The sequence below is a fragment of the Streptomyces sp. Y309 genome (assembly GCF_056712025.1).
The window spans coordinates 3,977,970-4,001,177 of the sequence record NZ_CM160048.1; the positions used below are offsets into that span (position 1 = coordinate 3,977,970).

A 23,208-nucleotide genomic window follows, 5' to 3' on the forward strand; every position below is an offset into this window, starting at 1 on the left:
TGTGACGAATGCGCCATCACCGTGGCGCCCCCGCACACGCCACCGCCCGGCACCCCGTGGAACCGGGGTGCCGGGCGGCACCGTACGCGAACAGGCCCGGCGGAGCCGAAGCCCCGGGCCGGAGCCCCGCCTACCGGACGAAGACTCCCGCCTGCCCGGCCAGATCGAGGAAGTACTGCGGCGCCACACCGAGCACCAGCGTCACCGCCACCCCGACCCCGATCGCCGTCATCGTCAGCGGCGACGGCACGGCCACCGTCGGGCCGTCCGCCTTCGGCTCGCTGAAGAACATCAGCACGATCACGCGGATGTAGAAGAACGCCGCGATCGCGGACGAGATCACACCGACCACGACCAGCGCGCCTGCGCCGCCCTCCGCCGCCGCCTTGAACACCGCGAACTTCCCGGAGAATCCGGAGGTCAGCGGGATGCCCGCGAAGGCGAGCAGGAAGACCGCGAACACCGCGGCGACCAGCGGGGAGCGGCGGCCGAGCCCCGCCCACTTCGACAGGTGCGTCGCCTCGCCGCCCGCGTCCCGCACCAGCGTGACCACCGCGAACGCGCCGATCGTCACGAACGAGTACGCGGCCAGGTAGAACAGCACCGACGACACGCCCTCCTCCGTCGTCGCGATGACACCGGCGAGGATGAAGCCGGCGTGCGCGATCGAGGAGTACGCGAGGAGCCGCTTGACGTCGGTCTGGGTGATCGCGACGATCGCACCGCCCAGCATCGTGATCACGGCGACGCCCCACATCACCGGCCGCCAGTCCCAGCGCAGGCCGGGAAGCACGACGTACAGCAGGCGCAGGAGCGCGCCGAACGCGGCCACCTTCGTCGCCGCCGCCATGAAGCCCGTGACCGGCGTGGGCGCGCCCTGATAGACGTCGGGCGTCCACATGTGGAACGGCACCGCGCCCACCTTGAACAGCAGGCCCATCACGATCATCGCGGCGCCGATGAGGAGCAGCGCGTCGTTGCCCATGGTGCCCGCGAGGGCGGGGTCGACCGTCGTGAGCGTGCCGTCGACGACCTTCGCGATCGTGCCGTACGACACCGAGCCCGCGTAGCCGTAGATCAGCGCGATGCCGAACAGCGTGAACGCGGAGGCGAAGGCTCCGAGGAGGAAGTACTTCACGGCCGCTTCCTGCGACATGAGCCGCTTGCGGCGCGCCAGGGCGCACAGCAGGTACAGCGGCAGCGAGAAGACTTCCAGGGCGATGAAGAGCGTCAGCAGGTCGTTCGCCGACGGGAAGACCAGCATGCCGCCGATGGCGAAGAGCGCCAGCGGGAACACCTCGGTGGTGGTGAACCCAGCCTTGGTGGCGGCCTGTTCGCCCGCGCTGCCGGGCACGGCGCCGGCCTGCGCCACGAAGGAGTCGATGCGGTTGCCGTGTGTCACCGGGTCGAGCCTGCGCTCCGCGAACGTGAAGATCGCGACCAGGCCCGCCAGGAGGATGGTGCCCTGCAGGAAGAGCGCGGGGCCGTCGACCGCGATCGCGCCCATGGCGGCGATCCGGGCCTTCGTGGTGCCGTACCCGCCGGAGGCGAGGGCGACGACCGCGGCGAACGCGGCGGCCAGCGCGACGACGGACACGAACAGTTGGGCGTAGTAACGGGACTTGCGCGGCACGAAGGCTTCGATGAGCACTCCGATGACGGCCGCACCGATGACGATCAAGGTCGGCGCCAGCTGGCCGTACTCGATCTTTGGCGCGTCGATCTTGTCGATCGGATCGGCCGCCGCCATTGTCCACAGGTTGTGGACGGCTGTCGCACTCACTTGGCCGCCTCCACCTCGGGCTGGGGGTCCTTCTTCTGTACGTCGGACATGGTGTGCTTGACCGCCGGGTTCACCAGCTCAGTGAGCGGCTTCGGGTAGACACCGAGGCCGATCAGGAGCGCGATCAGCGGGGCGACGACGGCGAGTTCACGCACCCGCAGGTCCGGCATCGCCGATACCTCCGGCTTCACGGGGCCCGTCATCGTCCGCTGGTAGAGGACGAGGGTGTAGAGCGCGGCGAGCACGATGCCGAGGGTCGCGATGATCCCGACCGCCGGGTAGCGCGCGAACGCGCCCACCAGGACCAGGAACTCGCTGACGAAGGGCGCGAGGCCCGGCAGCGAGAGCGTGGCGAGACCGCCGACCAGGAAGGTGCCCGCGAGCACCGGTGCCACCTTCTGCACTCCTCCGTAGTCCGCGATCAGGCGCGAGCCGCGGCGCGAGATGAGGAAGCCGGCGACCAGCATCAGGGCGGCCGTGGAGAGGCCGTGGTTGACCATGTAGAGCGTCGCGCCGGACTGCCCCTGGGACGTCATCGCGAAGATGCCGAGGACGATGAACCCGAAGTGCGAGATCGACGCGTACGCCACCAGGCGCTTGATGTCGCGCTGGCCGACGGCGAGCAGCGCTCCGTAGATGATGCTGATCAGCGCGAGTACGAGGATGACGGGTGTCGCCCACTTGCTCGCCTCCGGGAAGAGCTGGAGGCAGAAGCGCAGCATCGCGAACGTGCCGACCTTGTCGACCACCGCCGTGATCAGCACGGCGACCGGGGCCGTGGCCTCGCCCATCGCGTTCGGCAGCCAGGTGTGCAGCGGCCAGAGCGGGGCCTTCACCGCGAAGGCGAAGAAGAAGCCGAGGAACAGCAGCCGTTCGGTGTTGGTCGCCATGTCGAGCGAGCCGTTGGCCCGTGCTTCGGCGATCTCCTGGAGCGAGAAGTTCCCCGCGACTACGTAGAGCCCGATCACGGCGGCCAGCATGATGAGGCCGCCGACCAGGTTGTAGAGCAGGAACTTCACGGCTGCGTACGAACGCTGGGCCGAGGCCTTCTCGTCGCTGCCCGCGTGGGCGCGGTCTCCGAAGCCGCCGATGAGGAAGTACATCGGGATGAGCATGGCTTCGAAGAAGACGTAGAAGAGGAAGACGTCGGTGGCCTCGAAGGAGATGATCACCATCGCCTCGACGGCCAGGATCAGGGCGAAGAAGCCCTGAGTGGGCCGCCAGCGCGACGACTTCGTCTCCAGAGGGTCGGCGTCGTGCCAGCCCGCCAGGATGATGAAGGGGATCAGGAGGGCGGTGAGCGCGATCAGGGCGACACCGATGCCGTCCACCCCGAGTTCGTACCGCACCCCGAAGTCCTTGATCCAGGAGCGCGATTCGGTCAGTTGATAGCGGTCGCCGTCCGGGTCGAACCGGACGAGGACCACGACGGCCAGCGCGAGCGTGGCCAGCGAGAAGAGCAGCGCGAGCCACTTGGCGGCGGTCCGCCGCGCGGCCGGAACAGCCGCCGTGGCGATCGCGCCCACCGCGGGGAGCGCGGCCGTCGCTGTCAGCAGAGGAAAGGACATCGGTATCAGACCGCCCTCATCAGCAGCGTCGCGACGATGAGGACCGCCGCGCCGCCGAACATCGAGACCGCGTAACTGCGTGCGTAGCCGTTCTGCAACTTGCGCAGCCGCCCGGAGAGCCCGCCGACCGAGGCCGCCGTGCCGTTGACCACGCCGTCGACCAGGGTGTGGTCGACGTACACCAGGGAGCGCGTGAGGTGCTCGCCGCCGCGCACCAGGACCACGTGGTTGAAGTCGTCCTGGAGCAGGTCGCGGCGGGCCGCGCGGGTGAGCATCGCGCCGCGCGGGGCGACGGACGGCACCGGACGCCGGCCGTACTGCACCCAGGCCATGCTCACGCCGATGACCAGGACCACCATGGTGGCGCCGGTGACCGTGGCGGCGCTCAGCGGGGAGTCGCCGTGGTCGTGGTGCGTGACCGGCTCCAGCCAGTGCATGAAGCGATCGCCGATGCTGAAGAAGCCACCCGCGAACACCGATCCGACGGCGAGCAGGATCATCGGGATCGTCATGGACTTCGGCGACTCGTGCGGATGCGGCGCGTTGCCCTGAGCGTCGGGCTCCCAGCGCTTCTCTCCGAAGAAGGTCATGATCATCACGCGCGTCATGTAGTACGCCGTGATGGCCGCGCCGAGCAGCGCCACCGAGCCGAGGATCCACCCCTCCGTGCCGCCCTTGGCGAACGCCGCCTCGATGATCTTGTCCTTGGAGAAGAAGCCGGACAGACCCGGGAAGCCGATGATCGCGAGATAGCCGAGACCGAACGTCACGAAGGTCACCGGCATGTACTTCCGCAGGCCCCCGTATTTCCGCATGTCCACCTCGTCGTTCATGCCGTGCATGACCGATCCGGCGCCGAGGAAGAGCCCGGCCTTGAAGAAGCCGTGCGTCACCAGGTGCATGATCGCGAAGACGTAGCCGATGGGGCCGAGGCCCGCGGCCAGGATCATGTAGCCGATCTGGGACATCGTCGAACCGGCGAGTGCCTTCTTGATGTCGTCCTTCGCGCAACCGACGATCGCACCGAAGAGGAGCGTCACGGCGCCCACGACGGTGACGGCCAACTGGGCGTCCGGGGCGCCGTTGAAGATCGCCCCGGAGCGGACGATCAAGTACACACCGGCGGTCACCATCGTCGCCGCGTGGATGAGGGCCGAGACCGGGGTCGGGCCCTCCATCGCGTCCCCGAGCCAGGACTGCAGCGGCACCTGGGCGGACTTGCCGCAGGCCGCGAGCAGCAGCATCAGGCCGATCGCCGTCAGCTTGCCCTCGCTCGTCTCACCGGTGGCCCCCAGGACGGGCTCGAAGGCGAACGTCCCGAAGGTGGTGAACATCAGCATGATGGCGATCGACAGGCCCATGTCGCCGACGCGGTTGACCAGGAAGGCCTTCTTGGCCGCGGTGGCCGCGGTGGGTTTGTGCTGCCAGAAGCCGATCAGGAGGTACGAGGCGAGGCCGACGCCCTCCCAGCCGACGTACAGGAGCAGGTAGTTGTCGGCGAGGACCAGCAGGAGCATCGCCGCGAGGAACAGGTTCAGATAGCCGAAGAAGCGGCGGCGCCGCTCGTCGTGCTCCATGTACCCGACCGAGTACAGGTGGATCAGCGTGCCCACACCGGTGATCAGCAGGACGAACGTCATCGACAACTGGTCGAGCTGGAAGGCCACGTCCGCCTTGAAGCCCTCGACGGGGATCCAGCTGAACAGGTGCTGGTGCAGGGACCGCTCCTCGGTGCCCTTGCCGAGCATGTCGCTGAAGAGCGCCAGGCCGATCACGAAGGAGACGGCCGCGAGCACCGTGCCGAGCCAGTGGCCCACGCGGTCCAACCGGCGCCCGCCGCACAGCAGTACGGCCGCTCCGAGCAGAGGCGCCGCTACCAGCAGCGCAATCAAGTTCTCCACGATTCAGCGACCCCTTAGAGCTTCATCAGGCTGGCGTCGTCGACCGAGGCCGAGTGGCGGGAGCGGAACAGCGACACGATGATCGCGAGGCCGACCACGACTTCGGCGGCGGCGACGACCATCGTGAAGAAGGCGATGATCTGGCCGTCCAGGTTGCCGTGCAGCCGGGAGAAGGCGACGAACGCGAGGTTGCAGGCGTTCAGCATCAGCTCGATGCACATGAAGACGACAATGGCGTTGCGCCTGATGAGTACGCCCGTGGCGCCGATGGCGAACAACAGCGCCGCCAGATACAGGTAGTTGACCGGATTCACTTCGACGCCTCCTCGGTCTCCTCGGCGGGATCGCCGTCGCCGTTCCGGTCGATGTCCGTCCGGCGCAGGTCGGGCCGCTCCAGGCGGTCGGTGGAGCGCTGCTCCAGGGCGCGCAGGTCGTCGAGCGCCTCGCTGGAGACGTCCCGGATCTGGCCGCGCTCGCGCAGCGTCTTGTTGACCGTGAGCTCCGACGGCGTGCCGTCCGGGAGCAGGCCCGCGATGTCCACCGCGTTGTGCCGGGCGTACACACCCGGGGCCGGCAGCGGCGGCAGGTGCTTGCCCTCGCGCACGCGCTCCTCGGCGCGCTCGCGCTGGGTCTTCGCGCGCTCCGTGCGCTCGCGGTGGGTGAGCACCATCGCGCCGACCGTCGCGGTGATCAGCAGGGCGCCGGTGATCTCGAAGGCGAAGACGTACTTCGTGAAGATGAGGGTCGCGAGGCCCTCCACGTTGCCGCCCTCGTTGGCCTTGGCCAGGCCGTTGAAGTCGTTCAGGGAGGCGTTGCCGATGCCCGCGAACAGCAGGATGGCGAAGCCGAGACCGCACAGGGCGGCCAGCCAGCGCTGGCCCTTGATGGTCTCCTTCAGGGAGTCGGCGGCGGTGACACCGACGAGCATGACCACGAAGAGGAACAGCATCATGATCGCGCCGGTGTAGACGATGATCTGGACGACGCCCAGGAAATACGCGCCGTTGGCGAGGTAGAAGACCGCCAGAATGATCATGGTCCCGGCCAGGCAGAGCGCGCTGTGCACCGCCTTCTTCATGAGGATCGTGCCCAGCGCGCCGATCACGGCGACCGTGCCGAGCACCCAGAACTGGAAGGCCTCGCCCGTGGAGGTGGTGTAGGCCGCGAGGGCGGTCATGCGCGCGCCCCCTTCTCCCGCGAGGCCCCGGCCTCTCCACCGGAGGCGGCCTTCTCGGCGGACGCCGCCGGTTCCCCGGAGGCGGGCTGCTCGCCCTTGGAGACGGCCACTTGGGGCTCGGTGCCCGGCGCGGCCTGCGTCACCAGACCGCGGTAGTAGTCACCCTCGTCCATGCCGGGGTAGATCGCGTGCGGCGAGTCGACCATGCCCTCTTCGAGGCCGGCGAGGAGCTGCTCCTTGGTGTAGATGAGGCTCTCGCGGCTGCTGTCGGCCAGCTCGAATTCGTTCGTCATCGTCAACGCGCGCGTGGGGCACGCCTCGATGCACAGGCCGCAGAGGATGCAGCGGGCGTAGTTGATCTGATAGACGCGGCCGTACCGCTCGCCCGGGGAGTAGCGCTCCTCTTCGGTGTTGTCCGCGCCCTCCACATAGATGGCGTCCGCGGGACAGGCCCAGGCGCACAGCTCGCAACCGATGCACTTCTCCAGGCCGTCCGGATGGCGGTTGAGCTGGTGCCGACCGTGGAACCGGGGAGCGGTGGTCTTCTGCTGTTCCGGATACTGCTCGGTCAGCCGCTTCTTGAACATGGCCTTGAAGGTCACGCCGAAGCCCGCGACGGGGTTCTGGAACCCCTGGTTGGACTGGTTCGACTGCTGCGGGTCGGCCGCCTGCTGCTGCTCGGGCAGCTGCGAGCGCTTCGGCCGGTCCGGCATGTTCGACTGATCAGCCATCGGACGCCTCCTTTCCGTCACTTTGAGTATCGGGCCCACCACTGACAATCAACTCCCGCTCATGGCGCGGGCGTCGGCGCGGCACCGGCGGCAGGCTCTGTCCGGGCAGCGGCGGCACCGGGAATCCCCCGGCCATCGGGTCGAAGGCCTCGGATTCCGCGGGCGGCGCGGCCCCCGCCTCCTGCTTCTCGCGCTTGTCGCGGAAGATGTCCACGAGTACGGAGAGCAACAACAGGGCGAGCACTCCGCCGCCTACGTAGAGCGCGACCTCGCTGAAGTCGTAGTCCTCGTTGCGTAGCGCCCGGACGGTGGCGACGAGCATCAGCCAGGCCACCGAGACGGGGATGAGGACCTTCCAGCCCAGCTTCATCAGCTGGTCGTAGCGGACCCGGGGCAGCGTGCCGCGCAGCCAGATGAAGAAGAACAGCAGCAACTGCACCTTGAGCACGAACCAGGCCATCGGCCACCAGCCGTGGTTCGCGCCCTCCCAGAAGGTGCTGATGGGCCACGGGGCCCGCCAGCCTCCCAGGAAGAGCGTCACGGACACGGCCGAGACGGTGACCATGTTGACGTACTCGGCGAGCATGAACATCGCGAACTTGATCGACGAGTACTCGGTGTTGAAACCGCCGACCAGGTCGCCCTCGGACTCCGGCATGTCGAACGGCGCGCGGTTGGTCTCACCGATCATCGTCACGATGTAGATCAGGAACGACACCGGAAGCAGCAGGACGTACCAACGGCCCTCCTGCGCCTCGACGATCCGCGACGTCGACATCGAACCGGAGTACAGGAAGACCGAGGCGAACGCGGCGCCCATCGCGATCTCGTACGAGATCATCTGCGCGCACGAGCGCAGGCCGCCGAGCAGCGGGTACGTCGAGCCGGAGCTCCAGCCCGCGAGGACGATGCCGTAGATCCCGACCGAGGCGACCGCGAGGATGTAGAGCATCGCGATCGGCAGGTCGGTGAGCTGCATCGTGGTGCGGTGCCCGAAGATCGAGACTTCGTTGCCCGCCGGTCCGAAGGGGATCACCGCGATCGCCATGAAGGCGGGGATGGCGGCGACGATCGGCGCGAGGACGTAGACCACCTTGTCCGCGCGCTTGACGATCACGTCCTCCTTGAGCATCAGCTTGATGCCGTCCGCGAGGGACTGGAGCATGCCCCAGGGGCCGTGCCGGTTCGGGCCGATGCGGAGCTGCATCCAGGCGACGACCTTGCGCTCCCACACGATGGAGAACAGCACGGTGATCATCAGGAACGCGAAGCAGAAGACGGCCTTGATGGCGACGAGCCACCAGGGGTCCCGGCCGAACATCGACAGGTCTTCGGCCGCCAGGGGCACCGATGTCTGCGCGGCGTGCACTGCCTGAAGCATCACGACGTCACCTCCGTGGCCTCGGCGGACGCCGGCAGGGTGGCCGGGCCGATGCGGACGAGTTCGCCGGGCCGGGCGCCGGTGTCCGAAGTGACGCCTCCCCCGGTCGAGTTCAGCGGGAGCCAGACCACGCGGTCGGGCATCCGGGTGACCTGCAGCGGCAGCGTCGTCACGCCCGCGGAGCCGGTGACGGCGAGCGTGTCGCCGTCCTTGACGCCCGCCTCGGCCGCGGTGGCCGCGGAGAGCCGGGCCACCGCCGCGTGCCGCGTCCCGGCGAGCGCGTCGTCGCCCTCCTGGAGGCGGCCCTGGTCGAGCAGCAGCCGGTGACCCGCGAGGACGGCCTCTCCGGCGGCGGGCCGGGGTGGCTGGACCGCCGTCTCCAAGGGCTCCGTCGCGTGCGGCCCGTCCCAGCCGCCGAGCCGGTCCAGCTCGCGCCGGATGCTCAGCAGGTCGGGCAGGCCCAGGTGGACGTCGCCCGCGTCGGCCAGCATGTGCAGGACGCGCGCGTCGGTCGGGGCGAGCCGACGGATCATCTGGTCCGGCTTGAGCGCGGCTTCGAAAAGCCGGGCTCTGCCTTCCCAGTTGAGGAAGGTGCCCGGCTTCTCGGCGACGGCGGCCACGGGAAGCACCACGTCGGCACGTTCCGTCACCTCGCTCGGCCGCAGCTCCAGCGAGACCAGGAAGCCCACTTCGTCGAGTGCCTCACGCGCGCGTGCCGGGTCGGGCAGGTCGGCGACCTCCACGCCCGCGACGAGCAGCGCGCTCAGCTCGCCGGTCGCGGCGGCCTCGACGATCTGGCCGGTGTCGCGGCCGTAGCGGTGCGGGAGTTCGGCGACGCCCCAGGCGCCGGCGACCTCGTCCCGCGCGCGCGGGTCGGTGGCCGGCCGGCCACCCGGAAGCAGCGACGGCAGCGCGCCCGCCTCAACAGCCCCACGCTCGCCCGCGCGGCGCGGGATCCACACCAGGTGGGCCCCGGTCGCCGAAGCGGTCCGTACGGCGGCGGTGAGGGCGCCCGGCACGGCCGCGAGCCGCTCCCCGACGACGATCACGGCGCCTTCGGAGCGCAGCGCCTCGGCGGCCGCGGCGCCGTCCTCGTCCAGGCCGACGCCGGACGCCAGCGCGTCCAGCCACTCGGTCTCGGTGCCGGGCGCGGCGGGCAGCAGCGTGCCGCCTGCCTTCTCCAGGCCGCGGGTGGCGTACGTGGCGAGCGAGTAGGTGCGCTGCCCGTGCTTGCGCCAGGCCTTGCGCAGCCGCAGGAAGACCCCGGGCGCCTCCTCCTCGGACTCCAGGCCGGCGAGCAGGACGGCGGGGGCCTTCTCCAGGGCGGTGTACGTGACTCCGCCGCCGTCGAGGTCCCGGCCGCGCCCGGCGACGCGTGCCGCGAGGAAGTCGGCCTCCTCGCTGGAGTGCACCCGCGCGCGGAAGTCGATGTCGTTCGTGTCGAGCGCCACGCGCGCGTACTTGCTGTACGCGTAGGCGTCCTCCAGGGTGAGCCGCCCGCCGGTCAGCACCCCGGCGCGCCCGCGCGCGGCCGCGAGCCCCTTGGCGGCGGCCTCCAGCGCCTCGGGCCAGGAAGCCGGTTCGAGCTCTCCGGAGTCGGCGTCGCGCACCAGGGGCGTGGTCAGGCGGTCCGGCTTCTGCGCGTACCGGAAGCCGAAGCGCCCCTTGTCGCAGATCCACTCCTCGTTGACCTCGGGGTCGTTCTGCGCGAGCCGCCGCATGACCTTGCCGCGGCGGTGGTCCGTACGGGTCGCGCAGCCGCCCGCGCAGTGCTCGCACACCGAAGGCGACGACACCAGGTCGAAGGGGCGCGACCGGAAGCGGTACGCGGCCGACGTGAGCGCGCCCACCGGGCAGATCTGGATGGTGTTCCCGGAGAAGTACGACTCGAAGGGGTCGCCCTCGCCGGTGCCCACCTGCTGGAGCGCCCCGCGCTCCAGGAGCTCGATCATCGGGTCGCCCGCGATCTGGTTGGAGAAGCGGGTGCAGCGCGCGCACAGCACGCACCGCTCGCGGTCGAGCAGGACCTGCGTGGAGATCGGCACGGGCTTCTCGAACGTGCGCTTCTTGCCCTCGAAGCGGGTGTCCGAGTCACCGACCTGCATGGACTGGTTCTGCAGCGGGCACTCGCCGCCCTTGTCGCAGACCGGGCAGTCCAGCGGGTGGTTGATGAGCAGCAGCTCCATCACACCGCGCTGGGCCTTCTCCGCGACCGGCGACGTCAGTTGCGACTTCACCACCATGCCGTCGGTGCACGTGATGGTGCAGGAGGCCATCGGCTTGCGCTGGCCCTCCACCTCGACGATGCACTGCCGGCAGGCGCCGGCCGGGTCGAGCAGCGGGTGGTCGCAGAAGCGCGGGATCTCGATGCCGAGGAGTTCGGCGGCCCGGATCACCAGCGTGCCCTTGGGGACGCTGATCTCGACGCCGTCGATCGTCAGCGAGACCAGGTCCTCCGGCGGAACGGCCGGCTCTCCGCCCCCGGAGGGAGCGCTATTAGTGGTCACTGTCATGCGTTCACCTCCGAGTGCTTGTCGGACCGGCCGTTCCGGTCGGCCCAGAGCGTCGACTTGGCGGGGTCGAAGGGGCAGCCCCTGCCGGTGATGTGCTGCTCGTACTCCTCGCGGAAGTACTTGAGCGACGAGAAGATCGGCGCGGCGGCGCCGTCGCCGAGGGCGCAGAAGGACTTGCCGTTGATGTTGTCGGCGATGTCGTTCAGCTTGTCGAGGTCGGACATGACGCCCTTGCCGGCCTCGATGTCGCGCAGCAACTGCACGAGCCAGTACGTCCCTTCGCGGCAGGGCGTGCACTTGCCGCAGGACTCATGGGCGTAGAACTCGGTCCAGCGCGTCACGGCCCGCACCACGCAGGTCGTCTCGTCGAAGCACTGCAGGGCCTTGGTGCCGAGCATGGATCCGGCGGCGCCCACGCCCTCGTAGTCGAGCGGCACGTCGAGGTGCTCGTCGGTGAGCATCGGCGTCGAAGAGCCGCCGGGCGTCCAGAACTTGAGGCGGTGCCCGGGCCGCATGCCGCCGCTCATGTCGAGGAGCTGGCGCAGCGTGATGCCGAGCGGCGCCTCGTACTGGCCGGGCGAGGCGACGTGCCCGCTGAGCGAATAGAGCGTGAAGCCGGGCGACTTCTCGCTGCCCATCGACTTGAACCAGTCTTTCCCGCGATTCAGGATCGCGGGAACCGACGCGATGGACTCGACGTTGTTGACAACAGTGGGGCACGCGTAGAGGCCCGCGACCGCAGGGAAAGGGGGACGGAGTCGCGGCTGGCCACGGCGGCCTTCCAGCGAGTCGAGCAGCGCGGTCTCCTCACCGCAGATGTACGCGCCCGCGCCCGCGTGCACGGTGAGTTCGAGGTCGAGTCCGCTGCCCAGCACGTTCTTGCCGAGATAGCCCGCCGCGTAGGCCTCACGCACGGCCTCGTGCAGCCGCCGCAGCACGGGGACGACTTCACCACGCAGATAGATGAACGCATGCGAAGACCGGATCGCGTAACAGGCGATCACGATGCCCTCGATGAGGCTGTGCGGGTTCGCGAAGAGGAGCGGGATGTCCTTGCAGGTCCCGGGCTCCGACTCGTCGGCGTTGACAACTAGATAGTGCGGTTTGCCGTCGCCCTGGGGAATGAACTGCCACTTCATTCCGGTGGGGAAGCCCGCGCCGCCGCGGCCGCGCAGGCCGGAGTCCTTCACGTAGGCGATCAGGTCGTCCGGCGCCATGGCGAGGGCCTTGCGGAGCCCCTCGTAGCCGTCGTGGCGGCGATAGGTGTCCAGCGTCCAGGACTTGTCCTCGTCCCAGAAGGCCGAAAGCACCGGCGCGAGCAGCTTCTCCGGGCTGGTCTCGTGGTCGATCTCGGCGGCCAACGTCATCACTCCCCCTCCTCGGCAGTCGGTCCGGCCGGGTGGGCCGGGTCGGAGGCCGAGGTCTTCTGCGGCGCGTCGTGCGAGCTGAGGTGCTCGCTGGGAGACGGGTCGTGCGGCTGGGTGCCCTCCGGTCCGCCCGTGCGCGGGTGGACCACGCGCGCGGGGGGTGCCTCGCCCTTGGCCAGACGCAGTCCGATCAGCGAGGCGGGGCCCGCGCCGCCGCTCGCCTCGACGGCGCCGGTGCGCTCGTCCGGGAAGCCCGCCAGGATCCGCGCCGTCTCCTTGAAGGTGCACAGCGGGGCGCCGCGGGTCGGCTCGACCTGGGCGCCGGAGCGCAGGTCGTCGACGAGGCGCTTGGCGCTCCCCGGGGTCTGGTTGTCGAAGAACTCCCAGTTGACCATCACCACGGGCGCGAAGTCGCAGGCGGCGTTGCACTCGATGTGCTCCAGCGTCACCTTGCCGTCGTCGGTGGTCTCGCCGTTGCCGACGCCCAGGTGCTCCTGGAGGGCCTCGAAAATGGCGTCGCCGCCCATGACCGCGCACAGCGTGTTGGTGCAGACGCCGACCTGGTAGTCACCGGACGGCTTGCGGCGGTACATGGAGTAGAAGGTGGCGACCGCCGTCACCTCCGCGGTGGTCAGGTCCAGCATGTCCGCGCAGAACCGCATGCCGGTGCGCGTCACGTGTCCCTCCTCCGACTGCACCAGGTGCAGCAGCGGCAGGAGCGCCGAGCGGGAGTCGGGATAGCGGGCGATGAGCTCGCGCGCGTCTGCCTCGAGGCGGGCGCGGACGTCGTCCGGGTAGTCCGGCGGGGGCAGTTGGGGCATGCCCAGGCCGACGCCCTCGGGGGAACTGGTGGTCACCGGTCGACGCCTCCCATCACGGGGTCGATGGACGCGACGGCGACGATGACGTCGGCGACCTGGCCGCCCTCGCACATCGCCGCCATGGCCTGCAGATTGGTGAAGGACGGGTCCCGGAAGTGGACCCGGTAGGGGCGGGTGCCGCCGTCGGAGACGACGTGCACGCCGAGTTCGCCCTTGGGCGACTCCACGGCGGCGTAGGCCTGGCCGGGCGGCACCCGGAAGCCCTCCGTCACCAGCTTGAAGTGGTGGATCAGGGCCTCCATGGAGGTGCCCATGATCTTCTTGATGTGGTCGAGCGAGTTGCCGAGGCCGTCCGGGCCGAGGGCGAGTTGGGCGGGCCAGGCGATCTTCTTGTCGGCGACCATGACCGGGCCGGGCTCGAGCCGGTCCAGGCACTGCTCGACGATGCGCAGCGACTGCCGCATCTCCTCCAGGCGGATCAGGAAGCGCCCGTAGGAGTCACAGGTGTCGGCGGTGGGGACGTCGAAGTCGTACGTCTCGTAGCCGCAGTAGGGCTGGGCCTTGCGCAGGTCGTGCGGGAGGCCGGCCGCGCGGAGGATCGGGCCGGTGGCGCCGAGGGCCATGCAGCCGGCCAGGTCGAGATAGCCGACGTCCTGCATGCGGGCCTTGAAGATGGGGTTTCCGGTGGCGAGCTTGTCGTACTCCGGAAGGTTCTTGTGCATCTTCTTCACGAACTCGCGGATCTGGTCCACCGCGCCGGGCGGCAGGTCCTGGGCGAGGCCGCCGGGCCGGATGTACGCGTGGTTCATGCGCAGGCCGGTGATCAGCTCGTAGATGTCGAGAATGAGTTCACGATCACGGAAGCCGTAGATCATGATCGTCGTGGCGCCGAGTTCCATGCCGCCGGTGGCGATGGCCACCAGGTGCGAGGACATCCGGTTCAGCTCCATCAGGAGCACCCGCAGGACGGTCGCGCGGTCGGGGATCTGGTCCTTGATGCCGAGCAGCTTCTCGACGCCCAGGCAGTAGGCGGTCTCGTTGTAGAAGGACGTCAGGTAGTCCATGCGCGTGACGAACGTGGTGCCCTGGGTCCAGGTGCGGTATTCGAGGTTCTTCTCGATGCCCGTGTGCAGATAGCCGATACCGCAGCGGGCCTCGGAGACCGTCTCGCCCTCGATCTCCAGGATGAGCCGGAGCACGCCGTGCGTGGAGGGGTGCTGGGGACCCATGTTGACGACGATGCGCTCGTCGTCGGCCTGCGCCGCGGACTGGACGACCTCGTCCCAGTCACCGCCGGTGACGGTGTAGACGGTGCCTTCGGTGGTGGCGCGGGGAGTTGCGTGAGTCACAGGGGCCTCCCGAAGGGAGTCGTTGAGGGGTGGTGGCCGGGAGACGGGTGGGCGGTCACGAGTACGACCTCCGCTGGTCCGGAGCCGGGATCTGGGCGCCCTTGTATTCGACGGGGATGCCGCCGAGGGGGTAGTCCTTGCGCTGCGGGAAGCCCTGCCAGTCGTCCGGCATCATGATCCGCGTGAGGGCCGGGTGGCCGTCGAAGACCAGGCCGAAGAAGTCGTACGTCTCGCGCTCGTGCCAGTCGTTCGTCGGGTAGACCGCGACCAGCGAGGGGACGTGCGGGTCGGCGTCCGGGGCGCTGACTTCGAGGCGGATCAGGCGGTTGTGGGTGATCGAGCGCAGGTGGTAGACGGCGTGCAGCTCGCGGCCCTTGTCGCCGAGGAAGTGCACTCCGGAGACGCCGGTGCACAGCTCGAAGCGCAGGGCCGGGTCGTCGCGCAGGGTGCGGGCCACCCGGACGAGGTGCTCGCGCGCGATGTGGAAGGTGAGCTCGCCGCGGTCGACGACGGTCTTCTCGATGGCGTTCTCGGGGACGAGGCCCTGTTCCTCCAGGGCGCCTTCGAGTTCGTCGGCGACTTCGTCGAACCAGCCGCCGTAGGGGCGCGAGGCCGGGCCCGGGAGCCGGATGGAGCGGACCAGACCGCCGTAGCCGGAGGTGTCGCCGCCGTTGTTGGCGCCGAACATGCCGCGCTGGACGCGGACCTCCTCGCCGTGCTCGCCGCGCTGGCCGGGGAGGTTGGAGGCGCCCAGGTCCTTCTCGGGGTTGACCTCGTGCGGCCCGTTGCCGTTCGTGGCGTTGTTGTTCGCGTCGCTCACCGCAGCAGCCCCTTCATCTCAATGGTGGGGAGTGCCTTGAGGGCCGCCTCCTCCGCCTCGCGGGCCGCTTCCTCGGCGTTCACGCCGAGCTTGGAGGTCTGGATCTTCTGGTGCAGCTTGAGAATGGCGTCCAGCAGCATCTCGGGCCGGGGCGGACAGCCGGGCAAATAGATGTCGACCGGGACGACATGGTCGACACCCTGCACAATCGCGTAATTGTTGAACATTCCGCCCGAGGACGCGCAGACCCCCATGGAGATGACCCACTTGGGGTTCGGCATCTGGTCGTAGACCTGGCGCAGGACGGGCGCCATCTTCTGGCTCACCCGACCGGCCACGATCATCAGGTCCGCCTGGCGCGGTGAGCCGCGGAAGACCTCCATGCCGAAGCGCGCCAGGTCGTACCGCCCGGCGCCGGTCGTCATCATCTCGATGGCGCAGCACGCGAGTCCGAACGTGGCGGGAAAGACGGATGACTTGCGCACCCAGCCGGCGGCCTGCTCGACGGTGGTCAGCAGGAATCCGCTCGGCAGTTTCTCTTCGAGTCCCATGCTCAGTGGCTCCTCAGTCCCATTCCAGGCCGCCGCGCCGCCATACGTACGCGTAGGCGACGAAGACGGTGAGCACGAAGAGCAGCATCTCCACGAGCCCGAAAATCCCCAGGGCGTCGAAGGTGACGGCCCAGGGGTAGAGAAAGACGATCTCGATGTCGAAGACGATGAAGAGCATCGCCGTCAGGTAGTACTTGATGGGAAAGCGCCCGCCGCCGGCCGGCGTGGGGGTCGGCTCGATACCGCATTCATAGGCCTCGAGCTTCGCGCGGTTGTACCGCTTTGGACCGATAAGCGTGGCCATGACCACGGAGAAGATCGCAAAGCCTGCCCCGAGGGCTCCCAGTACGAGGATGGGCGCATACGCGTTCACCGCTCCTCGCTCCTCTCAGTCGGCACTGACTGCTGGCGGTTGCGTCGGGCCCGCGAAGATCGCTTACATGTGAAGCAGGTCACAAGCCCAACTGCCCCGCATCTTATGCCTGCCGGTCTGTGATCTGCGACACGGGGTGCGACAACGGCTTTGTGATCTCCACCACCTGACGAAGGATCATGAAGTCGGATGAGCAGTGATCTTCGTACGCGAAGCGCCTGAGTGATCACCAGAGGTGACATCTCGGTGCGTCAGGCCTGGTCGGGGCGGGGTTGCACTATCAAGAGATGGCCGCTACAGGCAAATTGGTGCTGGACTTGATCACTTGATAGAGGAGCACGTTCACACTTTGGCGGCAGAGATGTGGACGGGTGTGGACGTGTGCACCGATTCACGAGTCGGCTGCCACGGATCCGCCGTCGAGCGCCCGCCGCCGAGGGCCGCCCCTCAAGGTCCGGCCGCGAAGATGTCGGCACGGAGTCATCACCGCGCCGCCACGGACCCGCCACCGGGAGACCACCGCGGCGGCACCGGAAGATCTCGGTGCGGTCTCGGCGAGGTCTCGGGGAGGTTCACCGGGGCCCCCGAGGTGACCTGTGCCACACCCGAACTGGTGGGCAAACAACCGGGCTTGGCCAACCGGCTCACTGGGTGGTAGTCCATGGGCAATTCGGACGTAACGCGGAAAACCCATGATCACAGGCGTGATCACGACTGTCCACATTGCCCGTTACGGCGTCAATAAGAAGCGACACGCCCGAGATTCAGCCGCTCGCCGGGCAACTGTGGTGCAGCACACGTTTCTTGAAGGGAACCGTGTGTCCCTGATAGCGGTTGTTCTCATGTCCCACACCGCTCACATACCCAGCCACCGGAAGCCCCGCCGCAGCGCGTCGAAGATGGCTCTGCGCGCCGGAGTTGCCGGTGGCGTCCTCAGCACCCTGGCAGTGGCCGGCGCCGCTGGTACGGCGAACGCCGCCGAGCCGGTGACCGAGACCATCGAACTGCCCACCCTGACGGCCGATCTGTCCGCGCAGATCGCCCAGTCGGCGGACGCCACCGCGCAGACCGCCGACAGCTACGAGGCCCGCGCCCAGCAGGACGCCGCGGCCGTGAAGGCCGCCAAGCAGGCCGCCAAGGACCAGGCCGACGCCAAGAAGAAGGCGGCGGAGGCCAAGAAGAAGGCCGAGGCCGAGGCCAAGCGCAAGGCCGCGCAGGAGCGCGCCGCGCGGGACGCCGAGCGCACCCAGCTCAGCACGGCCTCCGCGCCCTCCTCCGGCGGCTCGTCCGCGGGCTCCTCGGCCTCCTCGCCCTCCTCCGATGCCCCCGCGCCCTCCAGCGGCAGCGTCGCGTCGGTCGTCAGCTTCCTCAAGGCGCAGGTCGGCGACGCGTACGTCATGGGCGCCTCGGGCCCCAACGCGTGGGACTGCTCCAGCCTCGTGCAGGCCGCGTTCAAGCAGGCGGGCGTGGACCTGCCGCGCGTCTCGCAGGACCAGTCGACCGTCGGCACCGAGGTCGGCACCTCCAACCTGCAGGTCGGCGACATCCTGTACTGGGGCGGCAAGGGCTCCGCGTACCACGTCGGTGTCTACATCGGCGGTGGCCAGTACCTCGACGCCGCGAACCCCAGCAAGGGCGTCGTCATCCAGGACCTGTCGGGCTACCCGGCCTCGGGTGCCGTGCGCGTCCTCTGACGGCTTCCTGTACGTCCTCCACGTACACACGAAGGGCCGGAACCCCCAGCGGGGTTCCGGCCCTTCGACGTGCGGCCCAGAGGCCGGGTCAGGCCTTCGGCGCGACCTTGCTCAACCCGTTGATGATGCGGTCCATCGCGTCGCCGCCCGTCGGGTCCGTGAGGTTCGCCAGCATTTTCAGGGTGAACTTCATCAGGAGCGGGTGGGTGAGGCCCCGCTGGGTGGCGATCTTCATGACCTTCGGGTTGCCGATGAGCTTCACGAAGGCGCGGCCGAGCGTGTAGTAGCCGCCGTAGACCTCCTTGAGCGTCTTCGGGTAGCTCTGCAGGGCCAGTTCGCGCTGGGCGGGCGTGGCGCGGGCGTGCGCCTGCACGATGACGTCGGCGGCGATCTGCCCGGACTCCATGGCGTACGCGATGCCCTCGCCGTTGAACGGGTTGACGAGGCCGCCCGCGTCGCCGACGAGCAGCAGGCCGCGGGTGTAGTGCGGCTGACGGTTGAAGGCCATCGGCAGGGCGGCGCCGCGGATGGGCATCGTCATGTTCTCGGGGGTGTAGCCCCAGTCCTCGGGCATCGAGGCGCACCAGGCCTTGAGGATCTCGCGCCAGTCGAGCTCCTTGAAGGCGGCGGAGGTGTTCAGGACACCGAGGCCGACATTCGACGTGCCGTCGCCCATGCCGAAGATCCAGCCGTAGCCGGGCAGGAGCCGGTCCTCGGCGCCGCGCCGGTCCCACAGTTCGAGCCAGGACTCCAGGTAGTCGTCGTCGTGGCGCGGCGACGTGAAGTACGTACGCACCGCGACGCCCATCGGGCGGTCCTCGCGGCGGTGCAGGCCCATCGCGAGCGACAGGCGCGTGGAGTTGCCGTCCGCGGCCACGACCAGCGGCGCGTGGAAGGTCACCGGGGTCTTGTCCTCGCCGAGCTTGGCGTGCACGCCGGTGATGCGGCCGGTGCGGTCGTCGACGACCGGGGCGCCCACGTTGCAGCGCTCGTGCAGCCGCGCGCCCGCCTTCTGCGCCTGCCGGGCGAGCTGCTCGTCGAAGTCGTCGCGCTTCCGTACGAGTCCGTAGTCGGGGTAAGAGGCGAGATCCGGCCAATCCAACTGCAGCCGTACGCCGCCTCCGATGATGCGGAGGCCCTTGTTCCGCAGCCAGCCCGCCTCTTCGGAGATGTCGATTCCCATCGACACGAGCTGCTTGGTGGCGCGCGGCGTGAGGCCGTCGCCGCAGACCTTCTCCCGTGGGAACGCGGTCTTTTCGAGCAGCAGCACATCCAGTCCGGCCTTCGCCAGGTAGTACGCGGTGGTCGAACCGGCTGGCCCGGCCCCGACGACGATGACGTCAGCGGTGTGTTCGGAGAGGGGCTCGGTCACGGCGGGTTCTCCCCAAGGCTCGAAATCTGTGTGCCGACGGGCACGGGATATGGGCAGTCTATGAGGCGGTACCGATCAACCAGTCGAAGGGCCACTTGTGAGCGATGTGAGCGACGTGAGCGACGTAAGCCCCGTGCAGGACGCGGGCGCCGTGAGCGACGCGGGCGCTGTGCACGAAGCGGGCACCGTGGGCGTCGCGGCCCCGGCCGTCCGGCTGCGTGTCCCGACCGACGAGGACGCCTTCGTCTGGCACCGGCTGTTCGACGACCCGGAGGTCATGGAGTTCGTCGGCGGCTGGAGCGGGGAGCGGTCGACGTACGAGGAACTGACCGCGCGGCAGCGCCGGCACGACGCCGAACTCGGCTTCTGCCTGTGGACCCTGCTCGACCCCGAGGGCGAGCCGGTGGGCTTCGCCGGCGCCATGCCGTGGCCCAGGGAGTGGGGGCCGACGGGCGAGATCGAGATCGGCTGGCGGCTCGCACGGTCGGCGTGGGGCCACGGCTACGCGACCGCGGCCGCGCGGGCGACGCTGGAGCGGGTGCGGGCGGCGGGCGTGCGGTCGGTGGTCGCGATGATCGACATACGCAACGAGCGGTCGATGGCGGTCGCGCGGCGGCTCGGCATGGATCGCGCGGAGACGTTCACGTCGCCGAGCACGGGCGTGACGGCGTACTGCTACCGGCTCACGCTTTAGCGGTCAGCGGCGCCCGGGCTCCCGACGGGGACGGCCGCCCCCGGCCGGGGTTGTGGTCGGCCGGGGTTGTGGTCGGCCGGGGTTGTGGTCGGCCGGGGTTGTGGTCGGCCGTGCCGGAGTTACCCTGCCCCTACCGCTGGGGGGTGACGCCTGTGCCGAAGAGACCTGGGCCCGCCGGGCCGCCGGAAGTGCGCGTGCCGCGCTTCGTCGGGCTGATGGCGATGGACGTGCGCGAGACGGCCGCCAGGCACGGCGTCCGGCTCGCGGCGCCCGACCGGCCCGACTTCCACGACCTGGTCCTCGACTACGTCGTACGCCAATACCCCCCGCCCGACGTCGAGATCCCGCGCGGAGCCGTCGTGACCGTGTGGTTCGACGTGGGGCCGCAGGAGGGCGGGGGCGGTGCGGGCGTGCGTGAGCCGCGGCGCCCGGCGCCTCCCGACGGCGGGCTGCAGCGGGAGCTGGACGAGCCGGACGTGACCGCGCGGACGTGACAGAAGCGGCGCGCCGACGTGACGGAGGCGGCGCGCCGACGTGACGGAGGCGGCGCGCGGACGTGACTGAGGCGGCGCGCGCCTGGGGGCGTGCGCCGCCTCGAACTTCCGTCCGCCGGAGAGCTATCCGGTGAGGTGCCAGGTGTCCAGCGCCGTCTGGTGCGTCTTCGCGCCGTGCCCGGCCGGCCAGAAGTCCTCGCGCCAGGAGAGCTGGAGCGCGTACTCCGTGCCGTTGTCGGCGATGTAGCTGTGGTTGATCGCGTGGATGGTGCGGTCCGCGCGGTCCGTGTACGTGTACTCCCAGACCGCGGCCGGGCGTCCCCGGAAGGTGGTGTCCTCCAGGCGGACGCGCCGGTAGTCCGACTTGTCCGGGTCCTTCTTGGCGTGCACCTCCATGTTCTTGAGGTTCCCGTACGAGGTGTAGTCGGCGTTGTCGATGACGCCGATCTGGAAGTTCTCCGGGCCGGTCGGGGCTCCGTACGTGATCTGCGTCGGGTTGTCGCCCCGCTCCCGGCTCCAGCCGTCGGGGACCGCGAACGAGAAGCCCATCGTGTCGGTCACCCGCTCCGAACCGGCGGGCACGGGGGCGACGTCGGCGCTGTCGGTGGCCGCGTCGTCAGTGCCACCGTCCGTACTGCCGTCGGTGCCGCCGGTGTCCGTCGACGCGTCGGACGGCGTGGGCGCGGCGTCCTCGGTCGGGTCGTCCGACGAGGGCCCCTGGGAGGACTCCTCGGTGCGGCTGACGGCCGGCCGATCGTCCTTGCCCTTGGCGTCCGACTTGTCGTCGCCGTTGTCCTGCCAGAGCAGGATCCCGGCCGCGGCGCCGCCGCCGATGACGAAGGCCCCGGTGAGCGTGGCCACCCAGACGCCCGCGCGCCCACGCGGCCTGCCGGAAGCGGGCGGCGGGGCCTGCGGGTGGCCGAGTTGGAAGGTGTGGGCGGCGTCGTACGAGGCGGGGGCGGGGCCGCCTGGCGGCGGAGGGCCGCCGTGGGCCGGGGTGCCGGTGCCGTGGGCCGGAGTGCCCGGGGCGGGGGCCGGAGAGCCCGGAGCCGGAGAGCCCGGAGCCGGAGAGCCCGGGGCCGGGGCCGGAGCCGGAGAGCCTGGGGCCGGGGCCGGACCCGCGGCGCCGTGGAGCGGCAGGGCGCTCTGGGTCGGCACGGCATGCGCGTCGGGACCCGCGCCCGGGCCCGCCGCACCACCCGGCGCCGGGGCCGCCCCCGGATCGGGTGGCACCGGCGTGCCACCGGACCCGGGCGGCCCGGGCGGCATCGGCGGTCCACCCACCCCGCCCCCCTGCCCGGCCATCCGCACCAGGAACGGCCCGACGACCACCGCGCCGGCCACCCACAGCAGCCCGAACAGCAGCGCGTCCGGCAGGCTCACGCCGCCCTCGATGGTGGCCTTGGCCGAGTCGCCGCCGAAGCCCACCTCGCGCGCGGAGGTCTCGACGCCGAAGCCGCCGACCGCCGCGAGCAGCAGGTACAGCCCGAAGAACAGCCCGGCGGCCAGGACCTGCTCGCCCCGGCCCGCGCACCGGCGCGCCGCGAGGACGCCGATCGTCAGCGCGCACACCAGGCCGAGCGCCAACGCGCCCACCACCGCACCGGAGTTGAACAGGTCGCCGAGTTCGGAGAGCCCGAACGACTGGCTCTCCTGGTCGCCGCCGTACGTCGAGCGCCGCCCGGTCGCCTCCGCCTCCAGGGGCGCGCCCCAGCCGACGCCGAGCGCCGCGAGGCCCAGGTTCGGCAGGATCAGCAGCGCGGCGACGTACGGCGAGATGCCGGCGTCCTCGGTGTCGGCCGCGTCGGACAGGTCGTCGATCTGGGTGAGGGCGAGGTAGCCGGCCACGGAGGCGAGCACGAGGGCGATCGCGAGGGCGCGCAGGGCCACGCCGGCGGCGCGCACGAAGGCCTGCGCGCCGGGGCGCGCGGCCAGCCAGTACGCGAGGTCGTCGCCGTGCAGCACGCCGCCGGAGACGACGAGCGCGAGCCCGAGGGCGCCGAACATGGCGAGGAACGGGGCGGAGGACAGTTCGACGCCCTCGATCTCGGGCTGCGCGAACAGCGCGAGCACCAGCACGCCGACGGCGGTCAACACACCGACGCGGAGGGCCGCTTCGAGCCCGGCCGTGGTGCCCGTGTGCCCCGCTCCGTACGCGGCGGCGCGGGTGCGCAGCCGGTTCCTGAGGATGCGTACGCCGATGAACAGCGCCACGACGAACAGCGCCGTCACCGTGAGCGGGACCAGATGCACCGACACGGTGCCGTCGATCGCGGCGTCCGACGAGCCCGACGAGGAGCCGTCGAAGCTCCGCTCCTCGCGGCCGGTGAGCGTGACGTCGCCGCCGACCGCCTGGAGCACCGTCGCGAGCGCGATCCGCAGCCGGTCGCCGAACCCGACGACGTCCTCGCCGTCCTGGCCGTACGAGGGGATGGCGCACCCCACGGCCGTGACGAACAGCAACGCCAGCGGCCACAGCGCGGCTTGGGCGGCCCCGGCCCAGTCGCCCCGCATCGCCCGCCCGAGGTAGGCGCCGACGGGCGAGGGGCCCGCTGGGGCGGGTGTGTAGCCCGGGGGCGGGGGTGGCGGGGGTGCACCCGGAGCGGGGGGCGGGGGTGT

General features: G+C 70.2%; 19 protein-coding genes. 3 read left to right on the forward strand and 16 right to left on the reverse strand.

Annotation, left to right across the window (positions count from 1 at the left end; genetic code table 11):
* Positions 1–130: 130 nt before the first annotated feature.
* Genes nuoN through AC0KTA_RS15715 form a run of 14 tightly spaced genes read right to left on the reverse strand, consistent with a single transcriptional unit; the run spans position 131 to position 16,335 of the window.
* Positions 131–1,783 carry an NADH-quinone oxidoreductase subunit NuoN gene (gene nuoN / locus AC0KTA_RS15650; protein ID WP_481055731.1) on the reverse strand — a complete coding sequence of 551 codons (1,653 nt, stop codon included), beginning with the start codon at positions 1,781–1,783 and terminating at the stop codon, positions 131–133.
* Positions 1,780–3,351, reverse strand: coding sequence for an NADH-quinone oxidoreductase subunit M (locus AC0KTA_RS15655; protein ID WP_481055732.1), 1,572 nt, complete (start codon positions 3,349–3,351; stop codon positions 1,780–1,782). Before AC0KTA_RS15655 ends, nuoN begins: the two co-directional genes overlap by 4 nt.
* Positions 3,352–3,356: 5 nt before the next feature.
* The gene (nuoL, locus tag AC0KTA_RS15660; protein ID WP_481055733.1) at positions 3,357–5,252 is read right to left on the reverse strand and encodes an NADH-quinone oxidoreductase subunit L; all 1,896 of its coding nucleotides are present in this window, start codon (positions 5,250–5,252) and stop codon (positions 3,357–3,359) included.
* Positions 5,253–5,266: 14 nt separating this feature from the next.
* A complete protein-coding gene (nuoK, locus tag AC0KTA_RS15665) occupies positions 5,267–5,566 on the reverse strand; it encodes an NADH-quinone oxidoreductase subunit NuoK (protein ID WP_016640174.1) in 300 nt (99 codons plus the stop codon).
* Entirely contained in the window at positions 5,563–6,429 is an 867-nt protein-coding gene (locus AC0KTA_RS15670) for an NADH-quinone oxidoreductase subunit J (protein ID WP_481055734.1), read from the reverse strand. Before AC0KTA_RS15670 ends, nuoK begins: the two co-directional genes overlap by 4 nt.
* Positions 6,426–7,160, reverse strand: a complete 735-nt coding sequence (nuoI, locus tag AC0KTA_RS15675; protein WP_481055735.1) for an NADH-quinone oxidoreductase subunit NuoI — start codon at positions 7,158–7,160, stop codon at positions 6,426–6,428. The genes AC0KTA_RS15670 and nuoI overlap by 4 nt, the downstream gene beginning before the upstream one ends.
* Positions 7,153–8,541, reverse strand: a complete 1,389-nt coding sequence (gene nuoH, locus AC0KTA_RS15680; protein WP_481056434.1) for an NADH-quinone oxidoreductase subunit NuoH — start codon at positions 8,539–8,541, stop codon at positions 7,153–7,155. Before nuoH ends, nuoI begins: the two co-directional genes overlap by 8 nt.
* Positions 8,541–11,054 carry an NADH-quinone oxidoreductase subunit G gene (locus AC0KTA_RS15685; protein WP_481055736.1) on the reverse strand — a complete coding sequence of 838 codons (2,514 nt, stop codon included), beginning with the start codon at positions 11,052–11,054 and terminating at the stop codon, positions 8,541–8,543. Before AC0KTA_RS15685 ends, nuoH begins: the two co-directional genes overlap by 1 nt.
* The gene (gene nuoF / locus AC0KTA_RS15690; protein WP_481055737.1) at positions 11,051–12,421 is read right to left on the reverse strand and encodes an NADH-quinone oxidoreductase subunit NuoF; all 1,371 of its coding nucleotides are present in this window, start codon (positions 12,419–12,421) and stop codon (positions 11,051–11,053) included. Before nuoF ends, AC0KTA_RS15685 begins: the two co-directional genes overlap by 4 nt.
* Positions 12,421–13,278 (reverse strand): NADH-quinone oxidoreductase subunit NuoE, encoded by an 858-nt coding sequence (gene nuoE / locus AC0KTA_RS15695; protein ID WP_481055738.1) that lies wholly within the window; start codon positions 13,276–13,278, stop codon positions 12,421–12,423. Before nuoE ends, nuoF begins: the two co-directional genes overlap by 1 nt.
* On the reverse strand, positions 13,275–14,591 hold the full coding sequence (locus tag AC0KTA_RS15700) for an NADH-quinone oxidoreductase subunit D (RefSeq protein WP_481055739.1): 1,317 nt from the start codon (positions 14,589–14,591) through the stop codon (positions 13,275–13,277). The genes nuoE and AC0KTA_RS15700 overlap by 4 nt, the downstream gene beginning before the upstream one ends.
* 55 nt (positions 14,592–14,646) lie before the next feature.
* A complete protein-coding gene (locus AC0KTA_RS15705) occupies positions 14,647–15,411 on the reverse strand; it encodes an NADH-quinone oxidoreductase subunit C (RefSeq protein ID WP_481055740.1) in 765 nt (254 codons plus the stop codon).
* Positions 15,408–15,962 (reverse strand): NuoB/complex I 20 kDa subunit family protein, encoded by a 555-nt coding sequence (locus AC0KTA_RS15710; protein WP_481055741.1) that lies wholly within the window; start codon positions 15,960–15,962, stop codon positions 15,408–15,410. Before AC0KTA_RS15710 ends, AC0KTA_RS15705 begins: the two co-directional genes overlap by 4 nt.
* 13 nt (positions 15,963–15,975) lie before the next feature.
* Positions 15,976–16,335, reverse strand: coding sequence for an NADH-quinone oxidoreductase subunit A (locus AC0KTA_RS15715; protein ID WP_003992243.1), 360 nt, complete (start codon positions 16,333–16,335; stop codon positions 15,976–15,978).
* Positions 16,336–17,177: 842 nt separating this feature from the next.
* Between AC0KTA_RS15715 and AC0KTA_RS15720 the strand changes: the two genes are divergently transcribed.
* The gene (locus AC0KTA_RS15720; RefSeq protein WP_481055742.1) at positions 17,178–18,029 is read left to right on the forward strand and encodes a C40 family peptidase; all 852 of its coding nucleotides are present in this window, start codon (positions 17,178–17,180) and stop codon (positions 18,027–18,029) included.
* 88 nt (positions 18,030–18,117) lie between these two features.
* Here the strand turns inward: AC0KTA_RS15720 and AC0KTA_RS15725 are convergent, their stop codons facing one another.
* The gene (locus AC0KTA_RS15725) at positions 18,118–19,401 is read right to left on the reverse strand and encodes a geranylgeranyl reductase family protein (protein WP_481055743.1); all 1,284 of its coding nucleotides are present in this window, start codon (positions 19,399–19,401) and stop codon (positions 18,118–18,120) included.
* Positions 19,402–19,588: 187 nt separating this feature from the next.
* Between AC0KTA_RS15725 and AC0KTA_RS15730 the strand changes: the two genes are divergently transcribed.
* Together AC0KTA_RS15730 and AC0KTA_RS15735 are read left to right on the forward strand one after the other, a co-directional pair.
* Positions 19,589–20,095: a GNAT family N-acetyltransferase gene (locus AC0KTA_RS15730; RefSeq protein ID WP_481056435.1), complete on the forward strand. Its 507-nt coding sequence runs from the start codon at positions 19,589–19,591 to the stop codon at positions 20,093–20,095.
* Positions 20,096–20,247: 152 nt separating this feature from the next.
* Positions 20,248–20,589: a PASTA domain-containing protein gene (locus AC0KTA_RS15735; protein WP_481055744.1), complete on the forward strand. Its 342-nt coding sequence runs from the start codon at positions 20,248–20,250 to the stop codon at positions 20,587–20,589.
* A gap of 123 nt (positions 20,590–20,712) precedes the next feature.
* Here AC0KTA_RS15735 and AC0KTA_RS15740 read toward each other — a convergent pair whose 3' ends face one another.
* Entirely contained in the window at positions 20,713–23,103 is a 2,391-nt protein-coding gene (locus AC0KTA_RS15740; RefSeq protein WP_481056436.1) for a hypothetical protein, read from the reverse strand.
* Positions 23,104–23,208: the final 105 nt, after the last annotated feature.

Excerpts from the sequence above, each read along its gene's own strand:
- nuoF (WP_481055737.1), bottom strand. The coding sequence starts at position 12,421 with ATGACGTTGGCCGCCGAGATCGACCACGAGACCAGCCCGGAGAAGCTG.
- AC0KTA_RS15670 (WP_481055734.1), bottom strand. The coding sequence starts at position 6,429 with ATGACCGCCCTCGCGGCCTACACCACCTCCACGGGCGAGGCCTTCCAG.
- AC0KTA_RS15710 (WP_481055741.1), bottom strand. The coding sequence starts at position 15,962 with ATGGGACTCGAAGAGAAACTGCCGAGCGGATTCCTGCTGACCACCGTC.
- nuoI (WP_481055735.1), bottom strand. The coding sequence starts at position 7,160 with ATGGCTGATCAGTCGAACATGCCGGACCGGCCGAAGCGCTCGCAGCTG.
- AC0KTA_RS15655 (WP_481055732.1), bottom strand. The coding sequence starts at position 3,351 with ATGTCCTTTCCTCTGCTGACAGCGACGGCCGCGCTCCCCGCGGTGGGC.
- AC0KTA_RS15720 (WP_481055742.1), top strand. The coding sequence starts at position 17,178 with ATGTCCCACACCGCTCACATACCCAGCCACCGGAAGCCCCGCCGCAGC.
- nuoH (WP_481056434.1), bottom strand. The coding sequence starts at position 8,541 with ATGCTTCAGGCAGTGCACGCCGCGCAGACATCGGTGCCCCTGGCGGCC.
- AC0KTA_RS15740 (WP_481056436.1), bottom strand. The coding sequence starts at position 23,103 with ATGCGGGGCGACTGGGCCGGGGCCGCCCAAGCCGCGCTGTGGCCGCTG.
- AC0KTA_RS15685 (WP_481055736.1), bottom strand. The coding sequence starts at position 11,054 with ATGACAGTGACCACTAATAGCGCTCCCTCCGGGGGCGGAGAGCCGGCC.